The organism is Shewanella halifaxensis HAW-EB4, assembly GCF_000019185.1.
Taxonomy (GTDB): domain Bacteria; phylum Pseudomonadota; class Gammaproteobacteria; order Enterobacterales; family Shewanellaceae; genus Shewanella; species Shewanella halifaxensis.
This window is the reverse complement of record NC_010334.1, coordinates 2,800,803-2,824,222: the sequence shown is the minus strand read 5'-3', so window position 1 is coordinate 2,824,222 and position 23,420 is coordinate 2,800,803. Positions and strand designations below refer to the sequence as shown.

Genomic DNA, 23,420 nt, shown 5'->3' with positions numbered 1-23,420 from the left:
CTAATAGGAGGGGAGTAAACTCCCCTCAGGGCTTTCTAAGAAGACTTTCTAACTCTTAAATACCATTCTGAGAGTAGTCTTACTTGTTTTTGGGTGTAGCCTTTCTCCATCATTCGATTCACAAAGTCATCGTGCTTACGTTGATCATCTGTAGAGGTTTTACCATTGAAAGAAATGACGGGTAACAGATCTTCAGTATTTGAGAACATCTTTTTCTCAATGACCGTCCTGAGCTTTTCATAACTTGTCCATAATGGATTAGTGCCTTCGTTATTGGCTCTAGCACGAAGTACAAAATTGACGATCTCGTTTCTAAAGTCTTTAGGGTTACTAATTCCAGCTGGTTTCTCTATCTTTTCAAGTTCGGAGTTAAGCGCTGATCTGTCGAATAGTTGACCAGTTTCTGGATCGCGGTACTCCTGATCTTGGATCCAAAAATCAGCATAAGTCACGTATCTATCGAAGATATTTTGACCGTACTCGGAGTAGGACTCCAAATAAGCTGTTTGGATCTCTTTACCGATAAATTCCACATATTTGGGTATGAGATAGCCTTTTAAAAACTCTAAATAGCGTTCAGCTGTCTCGGCAGGGAATTGTTCCTGCTCAATTTGTCGTTCTAATACATAGAACAGGTGAACAGGGTTTGCGGCAATCTCGGTATGATCAAAGTTAAATACTCTAGAGAGGATCTTAAAGGCAAAACGCGTTGATAAACCTTGCATCCCTTCATCTACACCCGCGTAATCTCGATACTCTTGATACGACTTAGCTTTAGGATCGGTGTCTTTTAGGCTTTCTCCGTCATAAACCCGCATCTTTGAATATATTGATGAATTCTCTGGTGCGATGACACGAGATAGGACACTAAATTGCGCTAAGGTTTCTAGCGTACCAGGTGCACAAGGCGTGTTAGCAAGTTCTGAATTAGATAGCAGTTTTTGGTAAATCCGCACCTCTTCAGTCATTCTGAGACAATAAGGCACCTTAACAATATAGACCCTGTCTAAAAATGCTTCGTTGGTTTTGTTGTTTCTAAAGGTGATCCACTCAGATTCATTAGAGTGGGCAAGAATAATTCCACTAAAGGGCAGGGCTGATAAACCCTCCGTTCCGTTGTAATTACCTTCCTGTGTAGCCGTTAGCAGTGGGTGCAGTACCTTAATGGGGGCCTTGAACATCTCCACAAATTCCATCATACCTTGGTTTGCTCGACATAATGCGCCCGAATAAGAGTAGGCGTCTGCGTCATGCTGAGCAAAGTGTTCTAACTGACGAATGTCGACCTTACCTACTAACGATGAAATGTCCTGATTGTTTTCATCGCCAGGCTCTGTCTTAGCAATCGCGAGTTGGTCTAAGATAGAAGGGTAGACCTTTACCACTCTGAATTTGGATAAATCACCGCCAAATTCATGCAATCGCTTGACGGCCCAAGGCGACATGATTGTTTTTAGATAACGCTCGGGGATGCCATACTCTTCTTTTAAAAGTTGTCCATCTTCATCAAGGTTAAATAAACTAAATGGGTGATCGTTAACAGGGCTACGTACGCCGTTAGCAGTAAGTACATATACAGGTACATCTTGCATTAACGCTTTAAGCTTTTCAGCAAGCGAAGATTTACCGCCACCTACAGGTCCAAGTAAGTAAAGGATCTGTTTCGACTCCTCTAGACCTTGAGCCGAGTGTTTTAGGTATGCGACGATCTGTTCAATCGCTTCTTCCATACCATAAAAATCTTTAAATGCTGGATATCGAGAAATCAGTCGATTAGAAAATAGCCTACTGAGAATGGGATCTTTAGACGTGTCAATGACTTCTGGATCTCCAATCGCCATCAATAAGCGCTCTGCAGCAGATGCATATGCACTTCTATCTTTTTTACAAATGGTTAAAAAGTCTTCTAATGAATATTCTTCATCAAGCTTTCTCTCATAGCGCTGTTGGTAATGCTCAAATATACTCATAATCGGCCCCCAGAAACGTACAAATGGTAAGATTAGAGGTTAATGCACTTATCCTCCTATCTTTAATGTTAGACGTTAAATATGAACCATGTATTAAAAAAGTAAATAAAAACAATAAGAAATAGTTGCATTTGCAATAGTTGCACTTGAGATAAAACTCAGAAACAATAAAAATAAGCAATAAAAAAGGAGCCTAAAGGCTCCTCTCGATGTACCGAAAATTAAATGATTAACCAGCGAAATTTGTGTTAACAAATTCCCAGTTAACTAATTCCCAGAAGTGCGCTAAATAATCAGGACGCACATTACGGTAATCGATGTAGTAAGCATGTTCCCATACATCTACTGTCATGATTGGTGTTACACCTTCATCTGTAAGAGGTGTTGCAGCATTGCTAGTATTAACAATAGCAACAGTGCCGTCAGCCTTCTTAACTAACCATGTCCAGGCACTGCCAAAGTTGTTTACCGCAGCATCCGTAAACTGAGCTTTAAATGCCTCAAATGATCCAAATGCAGCAATGATTGCATCGGCTACAGGGCCAGTTGCTTCGCCGCCACCATTTGGTGATAGACAGTTCCAGTAGAAGGTGTGATTCCAAATTTGAGCAGCATTGTTAAAGATGCCACCAGTAGAGGTCTTGATGATCTCTTCTAGGCTCTTTTGTTCAAGATCCGTGCCTTCAATTAAACCGTTAAGCTTAACAACATAAGTGTTGTGATGCTTACCGTAATGGTAGTTAATCGTTTCTTCTGAGATATGTGGCTCAAGTGCGTTTTGTGCGTAAGGTAATGCAGGTAATTCAAAAGCCATTAGTTTTCTCCGTTAACTCTAGATTGTTATTTTGTGCGTTCTTGCTCACTATGAGATATTTTACCTAATAAAGTTGTGAAGTGTATCATTGTTTATTCAAATTGATCGATTATCTTAATCGATAATTTCTATTAGATATTATCCCTATAAAAAGTAGGTTTTTGTTCTGCTACAGACTGGCGTACAATGGCGCGATTGTAATGAAGTTCTAATCAGGAATAAAAAATGGAAACTGTAGAAAAGATTAAACAGCAAATAGCCGAAAATCCAATTATCCTATATATGAAGGGCTCGCCAAAGTTACCTAGCTGTGGTTTTTCTTCTCAAGTGGCTCAAATCATGATTAATTGCGATGAGCAATTTGCATTTGTCGATATCCTCCAGCATCCCGATATCCGTGCTGAGCTGCCAAAATACGCTAACTGGCCAACGTTCCCACAACTGTGGGTTGAAGGCGAGCTAATCGGTGGTTGTGACATTCTTACTGAAATGTTCCAAAAAGGTGAGCTACAAACGCTTATCAAAGAAACCGGTGCTAAATATAAAACAGAAGACGATCAAGCTTAATATTGATTGTGTCAGTAAAAAGCCCCTAACGATGTGAGTCGTTAGGGGCTTTCTTATATCAATAGTACTAAATATGTGATTGGTATTATTACTTCAACATTTACCAATAAACAATTAGGCCATTATGATTGAGGATTAATTTCTTCACTCACAATTTTCGCATGTGACGCTGCGTTGTCAGGTAGTATGAGGTTCATGGCGATTGCAAGGATACCGCAAAGACTGATCCCGGTTAAGCTAAATGAACCGATACCAAATGCCATGCCACCAATACCGAATACTAACGTCACACCAACAATACTTAGGTTGCGTGGCTCATTCATGTCAACGTGATTCTTAATTAAAGAGCTTAGACCGACAGCTGCAATAGAACCAAATAGTAAACACATGATCCCGCCCATAACAGGTACAGGAATCGTTTGCAGTAAAGCGCCTAACTTGCCAACAAAAGAGAATAAAATGGCTGTAATAGCTGTCCATGTCATTACAACTGGGTTGAAGTTCTTGGTAAGTGTTACTGCGCCAGTTACTTCTGAATAAGTTGTATTTGGTGGACCACCAAATGCTGAAGCTGCAATGGTAGCGACACCATCACCAGCAAGGGTACGGTGTAATCCAGGTTTTTTAAGGTAATCCTTACCGGTTACATTCGAGATAGCTAAGATATCACCAATGTGTTCAACCGCTGGAGCTATTGCGACTGGGATCATAAATAAAATTGCGTGCCAGTTAAATTCAGGTGCGACAAAATTTGGCAACGCTAACCATGGTGCGTCTCTTACAGGTGTAAAGTCTACAATGCCAAAAGCTAAACTTAATCCATAACCGACAGTGATACCGGCTAGGATTGGCATTAGCTTTAATATACCTTTGGCAAAAATAGCGACGGCGATGGTGGTAAATAAAGACGCTAGAGAGATAAGTAACGCAGTATTTTGTTCGATAAGAATAAGACTACCATCACCGCTTTTACCTACAGCCATATTGACGGCAACAGGGGCTAAGCCTAAACCGATTACAATAATCACAGGGCCGACGACGACAGGTGGCAGTAAACGTTTAATGAAGCCACCACCTCTAACTTTAATGACAGCAGCTAAAATCACATAAACGACACCTGCGGCCATTAGGCCACCCATGGTTGATGGGATCCCCCAAGTTTGCACACCGTACATAATAGGTGCGATGAAGGCGAAAGAGGAAGCGAGAAAGATAGGGATTTGACGCTTAGTGATAAACTGGAAGAGCAGTGTGCCGATACCGGCGGTAAAGAGTGCAACGTTAGTATCTAGGCCTGTTAGCAAAGGCATTAATACCAGTGAGCCAAAGGCTACGAACAGCATTTGCGCTCCTTGCAAAGGCATTGTCAGGTTTTTCATTATTTCTCTCTTATTTTATATAAACCTATCAATTATGACTGCTTTCCATGCTGCTGTATGTGATGCAGGTCCAAAAGCTTGCTTTAACTATTGCGGTGGCATATCTCTTTATCTCGGCAAAAGTTATTAGAGATGTGATACAATTTTATCTATTGAGCCGTCTTTGAATCTTAAACATGTTGAAACTCATTTTACGTACTTTTATTACAGTCTCTTTTCTGTCAGGTTTCTCAACGTTTGTTGCTGCAGCCGAGGTTAAGCAACTCGATGAAGGTGTTGTGTCAATCGCCTCTAGAACGACTGCACTTAGAAGCCAAGGGATCAAGCAAGCCTTTGAAGAAGTTATTTTAAAAAACTCTGGTACTCAGAGTGCACTCTTAAATGAAACGATCAAGAAACAGCTAGGTAATGCTAGCTCACTAATGACTCAATACGGTTATTTTGAAGATGATGGAAAGTTATTCTTAAAAGTTAACTTTGACCATAAACATATTATTTCACTGTTACGAGAAGCTGGACTACCCGTTTGGGGAAAACAGCGACCCTTGACCTTAGTTTGGTTAGTTATCAATGATAATGGTCAACGCGAAATAATAAATGATGCGTCGAGAGATCCTAGCCGACAAGTTTTTAATCAAGAGTCAGCGACTCGTGGCGCTCCATTGTTATTCCCGTTAATGGATCTTGATGATTCCATGAAGGTCGGTGTAAATGATATTCGTGGTAACTTCACCGACAATGTGGCAGATGCTTCTCTGCGCTATCAATCAAATTACTTCATCATGGCGACTATCGAGCCACAAGGAAGTGTTTATCGTTACCAGATGAGTCTTTATCCACGAGAGAAATCAGCGCAATCTCTGCAATTAACGTCTGTTATTAATACGAGTGGAGAAACCGCCACGATCGATGAGGCCGTTGCGGCCATTGTCGCTGCCACCAGCGAGTACTATGTTGGTCAGTATGCGATAGCCGACTCAGGAGAGCAGAAAACCACTAAGCTTTCTTTTGCTGACGTAACGGATATGAAGCAGTTAGTTGCTATCGAACGTTATTTAGATCAGCTAAGTGCAATCAAATCGGCAAGTATCGGTCGTATTGAAGGGCAGACGATTGAGTTTAATTTAAGCCTTTTTGGTAATGAAGCCGATCTTCATCGATTAATGGCTCTTGACCCTCGAATTGAAACTGTGACTACGAATAGCCAACAAAACTTGGACTATTCAGCAATCGGTACACAAGTTGAAGCTCATAAAGAGACACAGATCTATTATTGGAAAGGTCAATAGCTCCCAATCAATTGACACACATGCTACCATGTGTGTCTAATATAGATATATTGCGTCGTTGAGAAGCACCTGAGTGAAGTCAAACTCTCCTTTACAGTTATCATTACCAGTTCATCTACCTGATGATGAAACCTTCAATAGTTATTATCCGGCAGCGGGTAATGATGAGCTTATTCAAAGTTTACAAGCTTGTGCCGAGGGTAGAGCAGAAGGTGCAGTATTTTTATGGGGTCCAGAAAAGTCTGGACGTACCCACCTTATGCATGCCGCCTGTGCTCACGCGAATGATCTTGGGCGTAGCAGCTTCTATATTCCTTTAGGGATCCATGCGAGTATTTCTACAGCGTTATTAGAAGGCTTAGAGAAACTCGACCTCGTCTGTATTGATGATGTCAATGCCATTGCAGGGCACCCCTTATGGGAAGAAGCGATATTTGATCTTTACAATCGAATTTCTGAGCAGAAGACTTGCTCGCTTATTGTCAGTGCGAGTGTCTCGCCAAGTGATAGTGGTTTCTCTTTACCGGATTTAGTCTCTCGAATGCAATGGGGGCTTAATTATCAGCTACAACCCATGGCTGATGAAGAAAAACTTGCGGCACTGCAACGCCGTGCGGCGATGAGAGGCTTACAGTTGCCAGAAGATGTAGGTCGCTTTCTATTAAACCGCTTAGCAAGAGACTTAAGAACACTATTTGACGTGTTAGATAGGCTCGATAAAGCCTCTATGGTTCACCAACGTAAGCTGACAATCCCTTTTATTAAAGAGATGCTGCGACTGTAAGTACTTTGATAATTATATAAGATAAAAGCCCAGATATTCATCTGGGCTTTTGCGTTTTCAGAGTCGAGAAAGTTTACGATTAATCGACAGGTTTTACGTGCCTATCACCACTTAAGCGTAGCTCTGGAGAATAGCTTGTCTGAGGTGCGATTCTATTCAGCTGTGGGCCATTAACGGGAGAAATAGTTAAATTATCGGACCAAGATTGGCCTTGCTTCATTTCAATTGGCGCAGGTAAATTGTTCACTAATACAGTGCCATTGAGCTCTGGCATTATTTGGTTGATAACAAACGCCGCGCGGTTTTCGAGTTTTATATCACCAATTCTTCCACGTTGCCCCCAGTCAACCGTTATGCTGCTCGCCGTAGGGTTATCAGGTTTATCGGTTACGGCCACATCGCGCTGTATTGCATATCTATGACTCATTAAAGCTTCCTCAAACAGCATGGCAGCATCTTCGCGCCTGGTCGAGTAGGCATAATAGTCACTGGCTCTATCGGGAGAGAAGAAACTTGTGATATCCGCAGCAGTGTAGGCTTTTTGGCTATCGCTGGCCGTCTGTCCTTTAAAGCTGACCTCTGCCAAGTTTGTCATTTCTTGGCTATTGAGCGGATAAAAAGCAATAAGTTGATCAGAGACTAACTGCTCAGCATCACTTCGACGCAGGTAGTCATCGAGTAAGGTTGGGCCTATAAGATCTCCGTGTACGCTTCTAGGGAAAAAGTCATTGGCATGAGCCAACTCATGGTAAAGCAATGAAGCAAGATCTGGCATCATCTCCTCAGTTGTACGGTCGGTTCGCACGCCTCTAGGTATGACATAGGAGGTGTAACTGTTATTTTTAACGTAACGCCAGGGCATTAAAAAATTCAAATCATTACCAAAGCCACTTCTATAATCTGGAGCTTCATTAATCGTGTCACGTTCCTGTGCCAGTAACCATAGATCATTCGGGTCTAGATAAATTGCCCCCGTTACGACCCAATAAAATGAAGGCCTTACATCATAACTAATGACGATAGCGGTTACTGACTGTAATAGCGTTGCAAAATCACTATTAGGGTCAAGGTTTTCAAGAAAGTGTTCGAAATTCTCTCCCATCCATTGGTGTGAAACTAAGACTCTGTCTAAGATTGCTTGTTTATCGATACCCGGCGTTTGGCCAATCAGTGGCAGACGAGAAATGGTGCAGCTTTGCAGTAATTGATTTGAGTATACGCATGGCTGCAAATCGTTTTTATAGGGGGAGTCGGTATTATAGGCAAAGGTCTTCGCTACTCTTTCATCGAAGTAAGGTGAGGTAATGGCAGCTTCTTTAGTGATAAGAAGTTGCACATCATCTGTTACGGCTTCGCCGTTGATGACTGCCGTCGCTCTAAGCGTGCTAATGGTGTCTACGTTGACACTAGGGGCGGTGAGCAAGGCTTTTTGAGGCGTACTAATGTCGACGGATAAACTTGGACCCGCCGCAACACACCAGCTAATTTGAGAGGGGCCATTTGTGTCAGGGGTGTCGACTCGGAAGCTAACAGAGTTTCCTGTACTGGCTTGATGGTCGACACGAGCAGATAACTGATTTGTACTGGCGGCACCTAAGTTTATCTCTATCGACTCTGTATAATTGACGCCACTCTTGCTGGCTGATAATTCGAATTTGTAATTACCACTTTCACTCGCCGTAAAAGCCAATACAGGGCTCTTAATACTCTTTAACGTTAACGCAGGGCCGGACATTTGAGTCCAATTAAAGGTAAAATCACTCACATTTTGCTCGCTAAGCTTTACGATTATCGCACCAGGCTGCCTAGCGAGGTAATTATCTTCAATATAAAAGGTGACAGCAGATGTGGTTGCAACTTGATTGAGTTCAGTTTGGATATCGCACCTAACTAGGCCATCAGGTATAACGGGAGGCGGCGTGGTATCACCACCCGAGGAGTCATTACTATCACTACTGCCACCGCATGCAGTAAGACCTATGACACAAATCAATGCGTAGCTTAAGGATCGCTTCATGTATTTATCCTTTGTTTTTATTGCGTTCTGCGACAAATTTGGATCTGAATATAGCACAGTGCTTGTTGCATAAACAAAGGGTTGTTTAATGGTTTGTTAACGGTTTGCTGGTGGTTTTTTGAGGGAGGCTTACTTAGTTACACCTATCAAGAATAGGTTATTTAATAAACGGTTTATTTTTTGGACTAATAGCATGAGGATATCACTGACGAATGACAATATATCCGCCAGTGAACAATGGATTATTTTTTCTTTTTCAACCCAAGGCCTAGCTCACGGCCACGAACTCTGGCGTAAAAAGGGAATCCAACCAATAAACTTCCAATCAGCAGGGATTCAACGACGGCAAATAGAGTGTCAGTTTCGGTGACATAAACCAAAGTCAGAGCATGCAACATATAAAGGCATAGTATAAAACTAGCCCAAGCATAGGTATAAGGCTTTCCTGTCAGGATCCCCTTCAGTGGCAACAACAGTGGCACAATCCAGAGTAGGCTAAACAACATGGAGTACTCGCCAGTTAATCCTTGGCGGATGAACCATGCCCCTAACAACATGACCAATGCCATATAACCTGTGCGGCAAAGTTTAAATAGGGTGGTCGAGTTCATTAACTTCCTCGTTTATAGAATAGTAAGCACATTTTCGGGAGGTCGACCTATTACGGCTTTATCATTAGCTAGCACGATAGGGCGCTCAATCAGTTTAGGAGTGTTGATCATTGCTTGGATTAATTGCTCCTGAGTTAAAGTGGGGTCGCTTAATCCCAACTCTTTGTATTCAGGTTCTTTAACTCGCATCATCTCTCTCGGCGGGATATTGAGCTTAGTTAAGATGTCGGTGATCTCGCTTACTGTTAGCGGTGTTTTTAGATACTCAATAATCTTAACTTCACAGTTGTTATCTTCTAATAACGCCAAAGTCTGACGGCTTTTTGAACATCTTGAATTATGATAAATACTTACTTTTGGCATAGTTATTTTATTGTTATTAAATTTTGTGTATATGATACGCTAATTTGTGACCAGAGTCACAAATTAGCTGAGGGTATTATAGCTGTTCCAATGCTCTATCTGCTTGTCTAAACTGTCTGATTCGGGCTTCAATTCGAGCAAGCTGTAAAGCGTCACCCTTAGCTTCTTGGTATGCAAAATTGAGCTGATCAATAGCCGTTTTATAATCGGCAATCAGTGCTAATGACTCTGCCTTAACAAAGTGCTCCATCGTCTTATTGCCGTTTTTCTTGTAAGCCTCATTTAACAATATGTAAGCGAGTTGGTCTTGTTTATCGAGGAAAATTAAGTCCTCTAGTAATGGAATTGCCTTATTCACCTGATTATCTTCAAGGTAGATATTGGCGAGATTGGTATTCACGACCGGAGACGTTGGTTTTAGCTGTTTTTGCGCCAATAAAAGGCTAATTGCGTCCTTGTTTGCTCCCCTTTGATTGAGGAGATCCGTTTTAGTATCAATAAAAAACAGATTATTCGGGCTCTCGGCTAACAGCTCATCAATAATTTTTTCTGACTCTGCATATTTATTTAATCTAAATAGCGCCAATGCCTTGCCATATTCAGCAGCACTTTTGAAGGTATATCGATTATGCTTTAATTGTTTCTCAAAGATGGAAAGCGCAGCTTGTTCACTGTAGCCTGAAAACCTAACTTGAATTCGTGCCTTAGCCAGTTGGAAGTTTAGGTTGTCGGGTATATGCCTTAATGGATAACGCTCAGCGCGAATACGGGCCTCTGAAATACGTGACTCGGGTAAGGGGTGAGTCAATAGCATTTGCGGTGGTTTAGTTGTGAAGCGATATCGGGTGGCAAGTTTACCAAAGAAGTCGGCAGCCCCATTTGGGTCAAAGCCTGCATCGACCATGACCTGCATACCGATGCGGTCAGCTTCTTTTTCATGTAGGCGAGTGTAGTTAATCTTCGACTGGGTGGCTAATGCTTGAGTCGTTGCCAATGCCGCCATACCCGCTTGTGGAGAGGCGATGGTTAACAAAATTGCCCCTAACATACCAGCAATGGTTGCTGGGGATGTTTTCTGCTGCGCTTCAATAGATCGTGCTAAATGGCGCTGGGTAACGTGAGTAATTTCGTGACCAATCACCGAGGCGAGCTCGCTTTCGGTGTCGGCATTAAGAAAAAGTCCGGTATGTACACCGACATGACCACCGAAAAATGCAAATGCATTAATCTCATCGTTTCTTAATAAGAAGAAGTAAAATGGGGTTTTGACCCCTGTAGCATTAGCAACTAGCTTATTACCTAGCTCTGTTAAATATTGGTTTAGCACCGGATCATTGAGCATCGGCGCAGAACCACGGATCACGCGCATATACGCATCACCCACTTGAGTTTCTTTTTCTAAGCTGAACGTATTTACAGCCGCTGTACCCAAGTCAGGTAAATCGTTATTTGCATAACTAACAGGTGAACTCGTGCATAAAATAAAAGAGAGGGCACCTGCAATGACGGATTTAGATAATGTTAATTTACTCAAGCGGATCCTTAATTTGGGCTATGCTTCTGTTATCACCTAGTCACAATGCTTGCTTGTGGTTTGCGTCGCTTATTAGGATAATAGTCTTAGATTGGTTATAGCAAGTTCATTATGATTATTATTGATTTAACACCATATCGTTGTCCGTTGCCGTTAGTAAAAGTTAAACTTGCTCTAAAGCAACTTTCTGTGGGTGACTGCATTCTTGTTGTATTATCTGACCCCGGCTCTAGGCAAGATGTTCCCCGTTATCTAAAAAAAGCGGGTTATAGTCATGCCGTCGTTGAAGATAATGACACTATCATGTCGTTAACCGTGAATAAGTAAAAGAGACTTTATACAATTTTACAGTGAGTGAAATATCATTTTAGTGATGGCTGCAAGGGATTAAAACGGTCGTCGAACTAGGGAGTTTGAATGTTATCAGTTTTAAGCCGTTGGTATAAAGAACGTTTTAGTGATCCACAAGCCGTAACGTTAGTGCTTATTTTGTTAGGATTTGCACTGGCAATCTATTTTGCAGGGGGCTTGTTAGCGCCATTATTAATTGCATTAGTGCTAGCATTCTTATTGGAGTGGCCCGTCGCACAGATGGCCCGAATCGGGATCAATCGCCCTACAGCTGCCTCTTTAGTTCTGGTACTGTTTATCGGTTTAATGCTGTTAATTAGTTTTGGCCTGGTTCCGAGTCTTTGGCGCCAAGGGGTGAGTCTAATGGGGGACTTACCGAGTATGATAGACAAAGGCTTAAACACCGCTCAGCTATATATCAATCAATATCCCCAGTTTGTGAACCCAAGTCAGCTAGATACCATGGTCGCCGAGCTTAAGAAGATGCTCGATACTCAACATCTACTCGACATTGGTAAGCAGATTTTGGGGTATTCGGCGTCGCTTTTAGTACTGATGGTCTATGCGATTTTAATCCCTTTATTAGTGTTCTTCTTTTTAAAAGATAAAGATGAACTGATAAAAGGCAGTAAACGCTTCTTTCCTACTAATCGAGATTTAGCGCGTAAAGTCTGGAGTGAGATGCACCAACAGATTTTTAATTACATTCGCGGAAAAGTCATCGAGATTGTTATCATCGGGGTGGTCAGTTATATCTTCTTTGCTGTAATGGATCTGCGTTATGCGGCACTGCTCGGTGTTTTGACAGGGCTGTCGGTACTGATCCCCTATGTTGGTGCGACATTAGTGACACTCCCTATAGCCTTAGTCGCATTTGTTCAGTGGGGAATAAGTCCTGAATTTGGCTATCTAATAGTGGGTTACGGCATAATTCAAGCCTTAGACGGTAATGTATTAGTACCGATTTTATTCTCGGATGCTGTCGATCTACATCCGGTATTTATTATTGCAGCTGTGCTGATATTTGGCGGTTTATGGGGCGTTTGGGGGGTATTCTTTGCGATTCCGCTGGCCTCCTTGGTCAAGGCGGTGATTAATGCTTGGCCAGTACCAAACGCACAGGGCTTACAGCAACAAGACTCTGCAGCGCTCAATTTATCGCAAGCCGTAGAGCCAGAAACGAAATAGTTGTGGCGAGATAAAGTAAAAAGGAGCTCAATGCTCCTTTTTATTTGGGCTGAATTTTTGGTTACGAATTCAGCACATGCTTTGCACTTGCCGCTAACGCACGATAAATCACACTAGTTTGTTTTGCTTTTATATTCCAATGTTGCCAGTAAAGCGGCACATGCATTCGTTTATCTGGGAATATTTCGACTAACTCACCGTTATCTAGCAGAGCTTTAGCCTGAGGCTGGGCGACTAAACCATAACCTAGTCCCATTTTTATCGCCTCTAGAAAGCTTTCGGAAGAGGGGATCTTGTGCTCTCGCCATCTCTTATCTTTGATATCAAAATAAAAGTTTAAGAATTTATCATGCAGTTTATCTTTAGTTGAAAATACAACTGCCGGAGCTTGGGTGATGTCATTTACGGTAAATTCTGAAGTAAAGTAAGTTTGGATAAATTGTGGCGTGGCGACGCAAAGGTATTCCATGTTGCCAAGAAACTCACTACTGCAGCCGGATAGCGCGGTTTGCGTAGTCGTTACACAACCCACGGCTTCACCATTTTTGAGTAAATGGTGGGTGTATGCCTCATCATCGACGATTAACTCCAGCAGCCATTTATGCTGTTTGAAGGTATCGGCTAAAGCGGGCAAAAACCAAGTCGCTAAACTGTCGGCATTGACTGCTATTTTCACGATTGTCGGTAAAGAGGGATCATCAACATCCATTTCAGATCGTAGCTCACTCTCAAGTAACTGTACCTGTGCATAGTGGCGCAGTAACCGCTTTCCGGTTTCAGTTGCTCTGATAGGGTTTGATCTGACGAGCAGGGATTGGCCAACCTTTTCTTCTAGCTGTTTGATCCGTTGAGATACGGCAGATTGACTGATGTATAGGTGTTTTGCCGCTTTATCAAATCCCCCCTGAGAGACGACAACGGATAGCGCCTTAAGGTGTGCGTAATCAAACATGTTATTTTCCTTCATAACCGATAAACAGGTATAAGTTTAACTTATACATTATTAGGTTTATTAGTTGTACTTATTTGTCGGTGACGATTAAGCTTGCGACCAATAAATTGAAGTCGTTTTGAGGTTGGCATGCAAACAGCATTTATACAAGGAATGGGGATAGGCGGAAGCCTAATTATGGCGGTAGGCGCACAGAACGCCTTTGTTTTAAAGCAAGGACTTAAGCGTTCACATTCGTTGCCTATAGCTGCAATTTGTTCATTTATCGACGCGATAATGATCACCGCTGGTGTTGCGGGTCTTGGCCACCTCATTCTGGCTTTTCCGATAATTAAAGATATTGCCAGTTTCGGTGGGGCCATATTTTTGCTTCTCTATGGCTATTGTGCACTAAAGTCATCGTTTAGTGACAGTAGAATGGAGAGCGATGAAGCGCTCGCCGCGGATACATTAAAAAAAGCGGTATTAACGACTCTCGCAATTAGCTTGTTAAATCCACACCTTTATTTAGATACCGTTGTTTTACTGGGGAGTATTAGCGTGCAATTTGAGGGAACTGAAAAGCAGTGGTTTGGTGCTGGCGCAGTATTGGCATCATTTGTGTGGTTTTTTAGCTTAAGCCTAGGTGCTAAATATTTGAGCCCAGTGTTTCGAAAGCCTAAAGCTTGGTGTTATCTCGACAGGTTCATCTGCATTACTATGTGGTCCATTGCTGGGGCGTTAATGTATCCATACCTCTTTTAACTAAGTGTCTATAACAAAAAAAGGAGCCATAGGGCTCCTTTTTACAATGTGAACGAACAACTTATCAAGTTAGTTTGATAATGGTTAGCGACTCTTTAAATGAGCGAGGATAACTTCATGATGATCTTTCGTTTTAAACTTATTGAATACATGTGCCACTTTGCCGTCTTGACCAATCAAGAAGCTTAAGCGATGTATACCGTCATAAATTTTACCCATGAACTTCTTTTCACCCCATACGCCAAAAGCGTCGGCAATGGCATGATCTTCATCGCTAAGTAGAGAAAAGTTAAGCGACTGCTTATCTGAAAACCTAGCAAGCTTGGCCACAGGATCGGGACTTACCCCAAATACTGTAACACAGAGGCTATTGAGCTCTTCTTTACTATCTCTTAACCCACAGGCCTGTACCGTGCAACCAGGAGTCGAAGCCTTTGGATAGAAGTAAACCAGCACTGGGCCAGTTTTTAGCGCCTCAGTTAAGCTAACGGTTTCGTCTTTTTGGTTTTGTAGGGTAAAAAGCGGCGCAATATCGCCAACGGTTAAGGTTTTCATATTTTTATCCATTCTGAAAATTTAACTTTCAACGCCTTGCATACGCTCAATGGTACATTCTAGAGTTAGCTCGGCTGCTAGATCATTTAAGCTGACTTCGAGTTTATCTAAGTCGACTTTTTCTGGCACATTAATGGTTAGACTAATGTTTTGTGTTGGCTCGCCAGTCGCATCTTCTTCCGCATGAGATTTAACTGCAGCCAGATCGAGCGACCTGTCCGCTAAAAATTGTGTTATTTTTCTCATTGTTCCACGTTGGTCATGACCGCTGAAGTTAACTTCTAAACGGGAGATATAGTTTTGTGGAGTATGTTTTGAAGTACGCTTCATTACCGTTAATAACTCAAGTTCAACACTTAAGCTCGGTAATGTGGTTTCCATCTTAGTAATCGACGCCCACGAACCTGAAAGCATCATAATTAAGGTAAATTCATTACCAAACAGTGCCATGCGACTATCAACGATATCGCAGTCACACTCACTAGCGAGTCGTGCAAACTTACTCACAATACCTGAGCGATCGGCTCCCATTGCAGTAACGACCAAGTGATTGGACATTTCATACCCCATATTCTTATTGTTTAGGCTGAAAAATAGACGATGTGATGACGTATTTTCCTTGTGGTCAGTCATGCTATCACAAGTTAATCAGTTTGCGATCCTTGTCATTGTGATCCTCTCACTTATTTAATATGTTTCAAGTTGATGATGAATATGCTTAAGTCTTGCGTTGTAGTGCTTGTTTTTAGTGGATTGCATCAGTACCATAGCCAGTCCTGAACCCTTGGGGAATACACATGATATACGGAAGCATCGTTGCCTTAATCACACCAATGAATAGTGATGGCACAGTAGATTATAAGAGTCTTGAAAGTTTAGTTGAGTACCATATCGCCCAAGGTACAGATGCCATTGTTGCCGTTGGCACAACCGGTGAGTCTGCAACACTGCCTGCGAAAGAGCATATTGCTGTTGTCGAACAAACGGTAAAATTTGCAGCGGGTCGAATCCCAATTATTGGTGGGAATGGCGCTAACGCAACGGCAGAAGCGATTGAGTTAACTAAAGGCCTCACAAATACAGGTGTGGCTGCAATGCTAGGTGTTACACCTTATTACAACAAGCCAACACCAAAGGGGCTTATTGCACACTATAGCGCTGTTGCAGCGAGTACCGATGTACCACAAATCCTATATAACGTACCAGGACGCACCGCTGTCGACATGCTGCCAGAAACCGTAGCTCAACTCGTCGGTGTAAAAAACATTATCGGTGTTAAAGAAGCGACTGGCGATCTGTCTAGGGTTAAAGAGTTACGTCGTTTATGTGGCGATGATTTCTTGCTGTATAGTGGCGATGATGCAACAGCAAGAGAGTTCCTAACACTTGGTGGCAATGGCGTTATTTCTGTTGCGAACAATATTGTTCCAAAACAGTTTAAAGCTATGTGTGACGCTGCGCTAGCGGGTAATATTCCTGCTGCATTAGCTGCTGAAGAGTCGATTAAAGAATTATTTAGCGTACTGTTCTGTGAAGCCAATCCTATCCCAGTAAAATGGGCTGCTCACCGAATGGGACTGATTAGTAGAGGTGATATTCGTTTACCTTTAACTGAACTTTCTACAGAGTTTCATGGTCTGTTGCTAGAAGCGATGAAAAATGCCCGAATCGAGGTTGAATAATAAATGCTAAAGCAAATATCTCCACTTATTTTAGTTGCAGCTGTTACTGCATGTAGTACGCCAATTGACAGAAGACAGGCTAATGACACGGATCAGAACTATCAAGATCTCGTGGTCGCGCCTGAATTAGTGATCCCAGACGGATTGAATAAACCAACTTATAGTAAGGAATATGACATTCCTGCTGTAGGCAGTAAGGCTGACCAAAGTTTAGTTGGTCGACAGCTTGATATTCGACCACCACTGCAAGTGCTGCCTATGGCCGAGGGGACGCGTGTCGAAGAGGGCAGTGACAATATCAAGATCGTAGTTGAATCGATTGATAATGATATTGATCTAAAGCAAGAGTTATTTAATGTTTTAAAAGAGTACTTTGCGAGTAAGTCTATTCCACTGCGCAGTGAAAACTATGAGCAAGGCACGCTGGAAACTGATTGGATCGAAAGTTCGCAAGTGATTGAATCTAGTTTTTGGGGAAGTGACAAAGTTTATACGCTAAAACAGCGTTACTTGTATAAGGTTGATGTTCGTCCTCATGGGCGTAGTGGCAACTTGATGATTGACTTGATTGAACATGAAGAAAGCTATGATGGCGATCGACAAGATATTCTATTAAGCGGAGAAGATAAGCGTCGTTACACTATTGATAGATTGAATGACTCAATCAGTTATATCAGTATCGAACGTGCTAAAGCGCTGAAAGCTAAACGCTTGAAGCAAAGTCTCGGCATAGATGTCAATCTTATTGCAGATGCTGAAGAACAAGCTTATTGGTTAGCCGATGCTAAGTTTAAACGTACTTGGGACCGCTTACGTATCGTGTTACCAGAAATGGGCTTTGAAATCGTCGATATGGACAGTAACAAAGGACTATTGTACATCAATGTGACTGATGATTCAGGCTTCTGGAGCTCGTTATGGAGTGAAAAAGAGCTACCGATTGAAGCGGGTTCTTATCGTATTGAACTTAAAGACGGTGTTGATGATAAGACTGAAATACATCTCTTAAACGGCAAAAACGAGCCACTTTCTAACGAAGTTGTTACTGCCGTTTATGATGGTTTCTCTGAATTGATGCAAGAAGATCGTAAAGTGCGTTAATCAAAATTATTAACTGCGAATTATTAATTGCAAAAGGAGCCTCAGGGCTCCTTTTTTGTTTGTGATGAAAAGAATTGGATGTAACTCAGTTGTATAATTTGTAAGAAAAGGTAAAACGTATTGAAGCAAATCTGTGTCTCGGTAAACTAACGATAATAAAAAGTAGTTTGTTAAGGCAATCATGAAAAAAATAATAATAATCCTTACATTGCTAGTAGTCGGCGCATATTTGTATTTTCAGCAACCTCCAGCAGAACAAGTAAAAAAATCTCGACCTATACCTAATGTGGTTGTTACTAAGGCTGAGATACAGCCGATACGTGACGAAGTAGAAGCGCTGGGAACGAGTAAGGCTAACGAGTCAATTACTGTTACGCCAAAAGTCACTGAGGTGGTGACAGAAGTCAATTTTAATGATGGCGAGTTGGTCCAGAAAGGTCGTTTACTGGTTCAACTTCAAGACAGTGAGCAGCTTGCGCGTGTTACCGTCGCAAAAGTAAAAGTCAAAGATCACCAACGAGAACTTGAACGCATTCGCACCTTAGTCACCAGCCAAACAATTGCAGAGCTTGAGCGCGATAGGTTACAAACCTTAATCGATACCGCCAAAGCAGAGCTTGCACAGGCACAATCGGCTTTGAAGGATCGCCGTATTAGTGCCCCGTTTTCAGGTGCGTTAGGATTACGTCAAGTCAGTGTCGGCGCGCTCGTTTCTCCTGGTAACGCCATTACTACTTTAGATGACATCTCTGTTATCAAATTGGATTTTTCAGTGCCTGAGCGCTTTTTACAAGCCTTAGCGCTAGGTAAACAAGTTGAAGCTACTGCAGTAGCATTTGACGGTGAAGTGTTTGAAGGAAAGGTGGTGTCAATTGATAGTCGCATTAACCCTAAGACACGCGCGGTAATCGTTCGCGCCAAGATCCCCAATCCAAAGCAAAGGCTCCTTCCAGGCATGTTGATGAAAGTAAAACTGATTAAGACGAGCCGCGATGCACTCATATTGCCAGAATCTGCCATTATTCCCATTCAAGATAGGCATTATGTCTATGTGGTCAATGACGAAGGCGTTATTGAACAAAAACAAGTGTCTTTAGGCCTGCGTAAGCGTGGTTGGGTCGAAATTATTGACGGCGTAGTACTTAACGAACATGTCGTGATCCGGGGGCTTTTAAAAGTACGTCCTGGCGATAAAGTCAAAGTGACCTTTAGCGAACGTTTTAGTTTTCTTAAGCAGGCGAGTGTGGAGCCTGTCGTATGATCTTAACTGATATCTCGGTTAAGCGACCGGTTTTCGCTTCTGTTATTAGTATTTTATTGATTGTTTTTGGATTAGTGGCGTTTGAGAAGCTGCCGTTAAGAGAGTACCCCAATATTGACCCTCCAGTAGTCTCAATTCAAACTAACTATCGCGGCGCGAGTGCTGCAGTAGTCGAAAGCCGAATCACTCAATTAGTCGAAGACAGAATTAGCGGTGTTGAAGGTATTAAACACATTAGTTCATCGAGCAGTGATGGCCGTTCAAATGTCACGTTAGAGTTTGATGTTGGGCGTGATATTGAGGCGGCCGCCAACGATGTGCGAGACAGAGTCTCTGGTCTACTCAATAATTTACCTGAAGAAGCCGAACCGCCAGAAGTTCAAAAGGCAAATGGCGGTGATGAAGTCATCATGTGGCTTAATCTTGTGTCAGAGCAGATGACCACACTGCAGTTAACCGATTATGCTAGGCGTTATCTGATTGACCGTTTCTCGGTTATCGACGGCGTAGCGAACATGCGTCTGGGTGGCGGTAAGGTATACGCCATGCGAGTTTGGATTGATAGACAAGCGCTAGCGGCAAGGAACTTAACCGTTGCAGATATTGAGTCTGCACTGCGTTCGGAAAATGTCGAACTGCCAGCGGGTAGCGTGGAGTCAAAAGAGCGCCACTTTACCGTAAGGCTTGAGCGCAGCTTTAAAACATCTGATGATTTCGCTAATTTAGTATTAGCTGAGGGGGAAGATGGCTACCTTATTAAACTGGGTGATGTCGCAAAAGTTGAAATAGGCTCAGAAGAGGAGCGTATAACCTTTAGAGGTAACCGCGAAGCCATGATTGGCCTAGGTGTATCAAAGCAATCAACCGCTAACACTCTCGATGTTGCTCGCGCGGCGAATAAATTGGTCGATCAAATTAATCCAACATTACCGGCAGGCATGGAGATAAAACGTTCTTACGATAGCTCCGTATTTATTGAAGCTTCGGTCAAAGAGGTTTACCAGACGCTGTTTATCGCCATGTTTTTAGTTATCGTGGTGATTTATCTCTTCCTTGGCAGTGTGCGCGCCATGCTTATTCCTGCGTTAACCGTGCCAGTGTCTTTAATGGCAACATTTATTGTGCTGTATGCACTGGGTTACACCATTAACCTATTAACCTTGTTAGCCATGATTTTAGCAATTGGAATGGTGGTTGATGATGCCATTGTGGTACTTGAAAACATCCATAGACGAATAGAGGAGGGGGACTCGCCGTTAAAGGCAGCTTTCCTTGGCGCCCGTGAAGTGGCGTTTGCTGTAGTGGCCACCACCTTGGTTTTAGTTGCGGTATTTATGCCAATCACCTTCCTAGAGGGGGATTTGGGTAAATTATTTAAAGAGTTTGCAGTTGCCATGAGTGCGGCGGTCATTTTCTCAAGTATTGTGGCGTTAACGCTTAGCCCAATGATGTGCTCCAAGGTGCTTAAGCCTTCAGGGCAAGACTCTTGGCTGGTGCGACAAATCGATTCGGGAATGGATAGCCTGTCTCGTCATTATCGCATGATTTTATTGAAGGCGATGAAGCACCCGTTTTTAGTGTCATCACTGATCCTCGTTGCACTCGTGAGCAGTGCGTTTTTGGCCAAACAAGTCCCGCAAGAGTTTGCGCCAAGAGAAGATAGAGGCTCAATGTTCTTGATAGTCAATGGGCCACAAGGTGCAAGCTTTGAATATATTGAGTCCTACATGGATGAGATTGAAAACCGCTTGATGCCATTAGTTGAGTCTGGAGAGATCAAACGATTACTCATCCGCGCACCGAGAGGCTTTGGCCGAAGCGCTAATTTCTCCAATGGTATGGCCATTATCGTGCTTGAAGATTGGGCGGTTAGGCGCAGCGCATTTGAAATTATAGGCGATATACGTGGGCGATTGTCAGACTTAGCAGGAGTGCGTGCTTTTCCTGTCATGAGACAGGCCTTTGGCCGCGGTGTGGGTAAGCCTGTGCAATTTGTATTGGGCGGACCAAGTTATGAAGAATTGGCGAGATGGCGTGATATTATTATTGAAAAGGCTAAAGAGAATCCTAATCTTGTCGGTTTAGATCATGACTATAACGAGACTAAACCTCAACTTCGAGTGGTGATCGATAAAGACAGGGCATCAGATCTCGGTGTGTCTATTTCTCACATTGGGCGCACGCTGGAGTCGATGTTAGGTTCTAGGCTGGTCACAACCTTTATGAGAGACGGTGAAGAGTATGATGTGATTATTGAAGGTAATCGTGATAATCAAAATACTGCCAATGATCTTGAAAACATCTATGTTCGCTCAGATAGAAGTAAAGAATTGATCCCTTTATCAAATCTGGTACATGTTGAGGAATTTGCCGATGCAAGCCAGCTTAATCGCTACAATCGTATGCGTGCCATTACTATCGAAGCAAATCTGTCCGACGATTATAGCTTAGGAGAGGCGCTAGACTATCTGAATGATTTAACCCATGAATACCTGCCAGCGGAGGCTATTGTGAGTTACAAAGGTCAGTCATTGGATTATCAAGACTCAGGTAACTCTATGTATTTTGTTTTCATTTTAGCGCTGGGGATTGTGTTCTTAGTATTAGCCGCGCAATTTGAAAGCTATATTCACCCATTGGTGATCATGCTGACAGTGCCGCTGGCAACGTTGGGAGCATTAATCGGTCTCTGGTTAACGGATCAGAGTCTTAATATCTACAGCCAGATAGGCATTATCATGCTGGTGGGTTTAGCCGCTAAGAATGGCATTTTGATTGTAGAGTTTGCTAATCAATTAAGAGACAAGGGCGTTGAGTTTCAACAAGCGATTATACAAGCATCTAGTCAGCGACTCAGACCTATTTTAATGACAGGGATCACGACCGCTGCAGGAGCTGTACCTCTGGTGCTTTCAGAGGGAGCGGGGGCTGAAACCCGCTTTGTGATTGGTGTGGTTGTGCTATCTGGCATTACGCTCGCAACCTTTTTTACCTTGCTTGTGATCCCGGTTGCTTATTCTTTATTAACTAAGAATACGGGCTCGCCAGAGATGATAGCTAAGCAACTTGAAAAAGAACTAGCTGAATAACGTTAGTCGTTTGATTGCTGGCTTCATACCGTATTGAGTCTGCTTTCAAATCAAAAGAAAAGGCGCTGATAGCGCCTTTTTTGTGAGTTTTATTCGAAGTGTCTATTATTACTTGCCTATTATGACTTGCCTATTATGACTTGCCTATTATGACTTGTCAGTCTTATCACTCTGGCTAGATTGGCCATTAGTAGGTTTATCAATACTTGCCGTGGTATCACTGCTTTTATCACTTTTTTCGTTTTCAGAAAGTTTTTTGCCGTGATGGTTTTTACCAAATTGCGTCATCTTGTGTTTAGCACTGTACTTTAAGACCGCAAGATTACTGGCGATCACTCCGAGCACCAATAAAATTAATAAACCCACTTCAAGATCTGACATCACTTAACCTCAATTAGTCAACGGCAAGTCTGGCTTCGCAGATACGGATATCTTCCGGTGTATCCACTTCCGGTGAATCGAATGCGCTGATGGCAACTTTGATTTTGTAGCCGTATTCGAGTGCTCTAAGCTGTTCAAGTTTTTCGAGATCTTCTAGGCGGCCAAGTGGCAGCTTAGCGAAAGTCTGAATAAATTTACGCGTATATGCGTAAATACCGAGATGCTTGTATACCGGGTAATCGCTGCTCTCTCGACCAAAGGGAATCGTTGCACGAGAAAAATAGAGGGCATTAAAATTGTTATCGAATACCATTTTCACATGGTTTGGATCATTAATTTGAGCTTCGTCTCTAATTTCAACACCTAATGTCGCCATATCAAATTCGCCTGGGTGGCGCTCACAAAGGCTAACAAGTTGTTCAATAGAGATGGGGTCGATAAGGGGTTGATCGCCTTGCAAGTTAATCACAAGATCGTCATCAGCTAGCCCTAGTTGGGTGATTGCATCGTCGATACGGTCAGTACCCGATGCGGCATCTGCACCTGTCATAACAACTTTGCCACCAAAACCTTCTACGGCGTTTTTAATGCGCTCATCATCGGTGGCGACATAGATGTCTTTAAGCCCTTTTGCTAAAGCAGCGCGCTCGTAGACATGCTGGATCATTGGCTTGCCGTTAATAGGCGCCAATGGCTTGCCAGGGAAACGGCTAGAGCCGTAACGAGCAGGGATTAATAAGGTTACATTCATTCAATTTACCTACTTAAAAAAGTATCATGGGCTTCTT

At 42.6% G+C, this 23,420-nt stretch carries 22 protein-coding genes; 10 read left to right on the top strand and 12 right to left on the bottom strand.

All coding sequences use genetic code 11. From position 1 onward, the window contains the following. Positions 1-35 precede the first annotated feature (35 nt). The gene (locus tag SHAL_RS12180; RefSeq protein ID WP_012277425.1) at positions 36-1,970 is read right to left on the bottom strand and encodes a PrkA family serine protein kinase; all 1,935 of its coding nucleotides are present in this window, start codon (positions 1,968-1,970) and stop codon (positions 36-38) included. Between the two features lie 229 nt (positions 1,971-2,199). Continuing rightward, positions 2,200-2,784, bottom strand: coding sequence for a superoxide dismutase [Fe] (gene sodB, locus SHAL_RS12175; protein WP_012277424.1), 585 nt, complete (start codon positions 2,782-2,784; stop codon positions 2,200-2,202). A 225-nt stretch (positions 2,785-3,009) separates the two neighbouring features. Here sodB and SHAL_RS12170 point away from each other — a divergent pair, with 225 nt between their 5' ends. Then, positions 3,010-3,351, top strand: coding sequence for a Grx4 family monothiol glutaredoxin (locus tag SHAL_RS12170; protein WP_012277423.1), 342 nt, complete (start codon positions 3,010-3,012; stop codon positions 3,349-3,351). A 122-nt stretch (positions 3,352-3,473) separates the two neighbouring features. On the opposite strand, the gene SHAL_RS12165 is transcribed toward SHAL_RS12170, so the two are convergent. Continuing rightward, positions 3,474-4,730, bottom strand: a complete 1,257-nt coding sequence (locus tag SHAL_RS12165) for a uracil-xanthine permease family protein (protein ID WP_012277422.1) — start codon at positions 4,728-4,730, stop codon at positions 3,474-3,476. Between the two features lie 176 nt (positions 4,731-4,906). On the opposite strand from SHAL_RS12165, the gene SHAL_RS12160 reads away from it, so the two are divergent. Further along, positions 4,907-6,019: a DUF2066 domain-containing protein gene (locus tag SHAL_RS12160; RefSeq protein ID WP_012277421.1), complete on the top strand. Its 1,113-nt coding sequence runs from the start codon at positions 4,907-4,909 to the stop codon at positions 6,017-6,019. A 73-nt stretch (positions 6,020-6,092) separates the two neighbouring features. Next, entirely contained in the window at positions 6,093-6,803 is a 711-nt protein-coding gene (gene hda, locus SHAL_RS12155) for a DnaA inactivator Hda (RefSeq protein ID WP_012277420.1), read from the top strand. Positions 6,804-6,882: 79 nt separating this feature from the next. On the opposite strand, the gene SHAL_RS12150 is transcribed toward hda, so the two are convergent. The 4 genes from SHAL_RS12150 to bepA form a co-directional block, all read right to left on the bottom strand. Continuing rightward, the gene (locus SHAL_RS12150; protein ID WP_012277419.1) at positions 6,883-8,820 is read right to left on the bottom strand and encodes a hypothetical protein; all 1,938 of its coding nucleotides are present in this window, start codon (positions 8,818-8,820) and stop codon (positions 6,883-6,885) included. Between the two features lie 242 nt (positions 8,821-9,062). Beyond that, the gene (locus SHAL_RS12145) at positions 9,063-9,431 is read right to left on the bottom strand and encodes a DUF2069 domain-containing protein (protein ID WP_012277418.1); all 369 of its coding nucleotides are present in this window, start codon (positions 9,429-9,431) and stop codon (positions 9,063-9,065) included. A 12-nt stretch (positions 9,432-9,443) separates the two neighbouring features. Further along, complete coding sequence (gene arsC / locus SHAL_RS12140; RefSeq protein WP_012277417.1) at positions 9,444-9,794, bottom strand: arsenate reductase (glutaredoxin); 351 nt, start codon at positions 9,792-9,794, stop codon at positions 9,444-9,446. Between the two features lie 76 nt (positions 9,795-9,870). Then, complete coding sequence (gene bepA / locus SHAL_RS12135; protein ID WP_012277416.1) at positions 9,871-11,328, bottom strand: beta-barrel assembly-enhancing protease; 1,458 nt, start codon at positions 11,326-11,328, stop codon at positions 9,871-9,873. A gap of 111 nt (positions 11,329-11,439) precedes the next feature. Here bepA and SHAL_RS12130 point away from each other — a divergent pair, with 111 nt between their 5' ends. Beyond that, the gene (locus SHAL_RS12130) at positions 11,440-11,655 is read left to right on the top strand and encodes a sulfurtransferase TusA family protein (RefSeq protein ID WP_012277415.1); all 216 of its coding nucleotides are present in this window, start codon (positions 11,440-11,442) and stop codon (positions 11,653-11,655) included. A 90-nt stretch (positions 11,656-11,745) separates the two neighbouring features. After that, entirely contained in the window at positions 11,746-12,867 is a 1,122-nt protein-coding gene (locus tag SHAL_RS12125) for an AI-2E family transporter (RefSeq protein WP_012277414.1), read from the top strand. 61 nt (positions 12,868-12,928) lie between these two features. On the opposite strand, the gene SHAL_RS12120 is transcribed toward SHAL_RS12125, so the two are convergent. Further along, entirely contained in the window at positions 12,929-13,819 is an 891-nt protein-coding gene (locus SHAL_RS12120) for a LysR family transcriptional regulator ArgP (RefSeq protein WP_012277413.1), read from the bottom strand. A 129-nt stretch (positions 13,820-13,948) separates the two neighbouring features. Here SHAL_RS12120 and SHAL_RS12115 point away from each other — a divergent pair, with 129 nt between their 5' ends. Then, on the top strand, positions 13,949-14,563 hold the full coding sequence (locus tag SHAL_RS12115) for a LysE/ArgO family amino acid transporter (protein WP_012277412.1): 615 nt from the start codon (positions 13,949-13,951) through the stop codon (positions 14,561-14,563). An 84-nt stretch (positions 14,564-14,647) separates the two neighbouring features. Here SHAL_RS12115 and bcp read toward each other — a convergent pair whose 3' ends face one another. Then, positions 14,648-15,118, bottom strand: coding sequence for a thioredoxin-dependent thiol peroxidase (gene bcp / locus SHAL_RS12110; protein ID WP_041416414.1), 471 nt, complete (start codon positions 15,116-15,118; stop codon positions 14,648-14,650). 21 nt (positions 15,119-15,139) lie between these two features. Next, a complete protein-coding gene (locus SHAL_RS12105) occupies positions 15,140-15,676 on the bottom strand; it encodes a glycine cleavage system transcriptional repressor (RefSeq protein WP_012277410.1) in 537 nt (178 codons plus the stop codon). Between the two features lie 239 nt (positions 15,677-15,915). On the opposite strand from SHAL_RS12105, the gene dapA reads away from it, so the two are divergent. The 4 genes from dapA (at position 15,916) to SHAL_RS12085 (ending at position 22,251) form a co-directional block, all read left to right on the top strand. Beyond that, entirely contained in the window at positions 15,916-16,800 is an 885-nt protein-coding gene (dapA, locus tag SHAL_RS12100) for a 4-hydroxy-tetrahydrodipicolinate synthase (protein WP_012277409.1), read from the top strand. A 3-nt stretch (positions 16,801-16,803) separates the two neighbouring features. Further along, the gene (bamC, locus tag SHAL_RS12095) at positions 16,804-17,901 is read left to right on the top strand and encodes an NlpB/DapX family lipoprotein (protein ID WP_012277408.1); all 1,098 of its coding nucleotides are present in this window, start codon (positions 16,804-16,806) and stop codon (positions 17,899-17,901) included. A 181-nt stretch (positions 17,902-18,082) separates the two neighbouring features. Further along, positions 18,083-19,162 (top strand): efflux RND transporter periplasmic adaptor subunit, encoded by a 1,080-nt coding sequence (locus SHAL_RS12090; RefSeq protein ID WP_012277407.1) that lies wholly within the window; start codon positions 18,083-18,085, stop codon positions 19,160-19,162. After that, complete coding sequence (locus SHAL_RS12085) at positions 19,159-22,251, top strand: efflux RND transporter permease subunit (RefSeq protein ID WP_012277406.1); 3,093 nt, start codon at positions 19,159-19,161, stop codon at positions 22,249-22,251. The genes SHAL_RS12090 and SHAL_RS12085 overlap by 4 nt, the downstream gene beginning before the upstream one ends. A 147-nt stretch (positions 22,252-22,398) precedes the next feature. On the opposite strand, the gene SHAL_RS23460 is transcribed toward SHAL_RS12085, so the two are convergent. Continuing rightward, on the bottom strand, positions 22,399-22,632 hold the full coding sequence (locus tag SHAL_RS23460; protein WP_012277405.1) for a DUF2897 family protein: 234 nt from the start codon (positions 22,630-22,632) through the stop codon (positions 22,399-22,401). A gap of 13 nt (positions 22,633-22,645) precedes the next feature. Beyond that, positions 22,646-23,383, bottom strand: coding sequence for a 3-deoxy-manno-octulosonate cytidylyltransferase (gene kdsB / locus SHAL_RS12075; RefSeq protein WP_012277404.1), 738 nt, complete (start codon positions 23,381-23,383; stop codon positions 22,646-22,648). Positions 23,384-23,420: the final 37 nt, after the last annotated feature.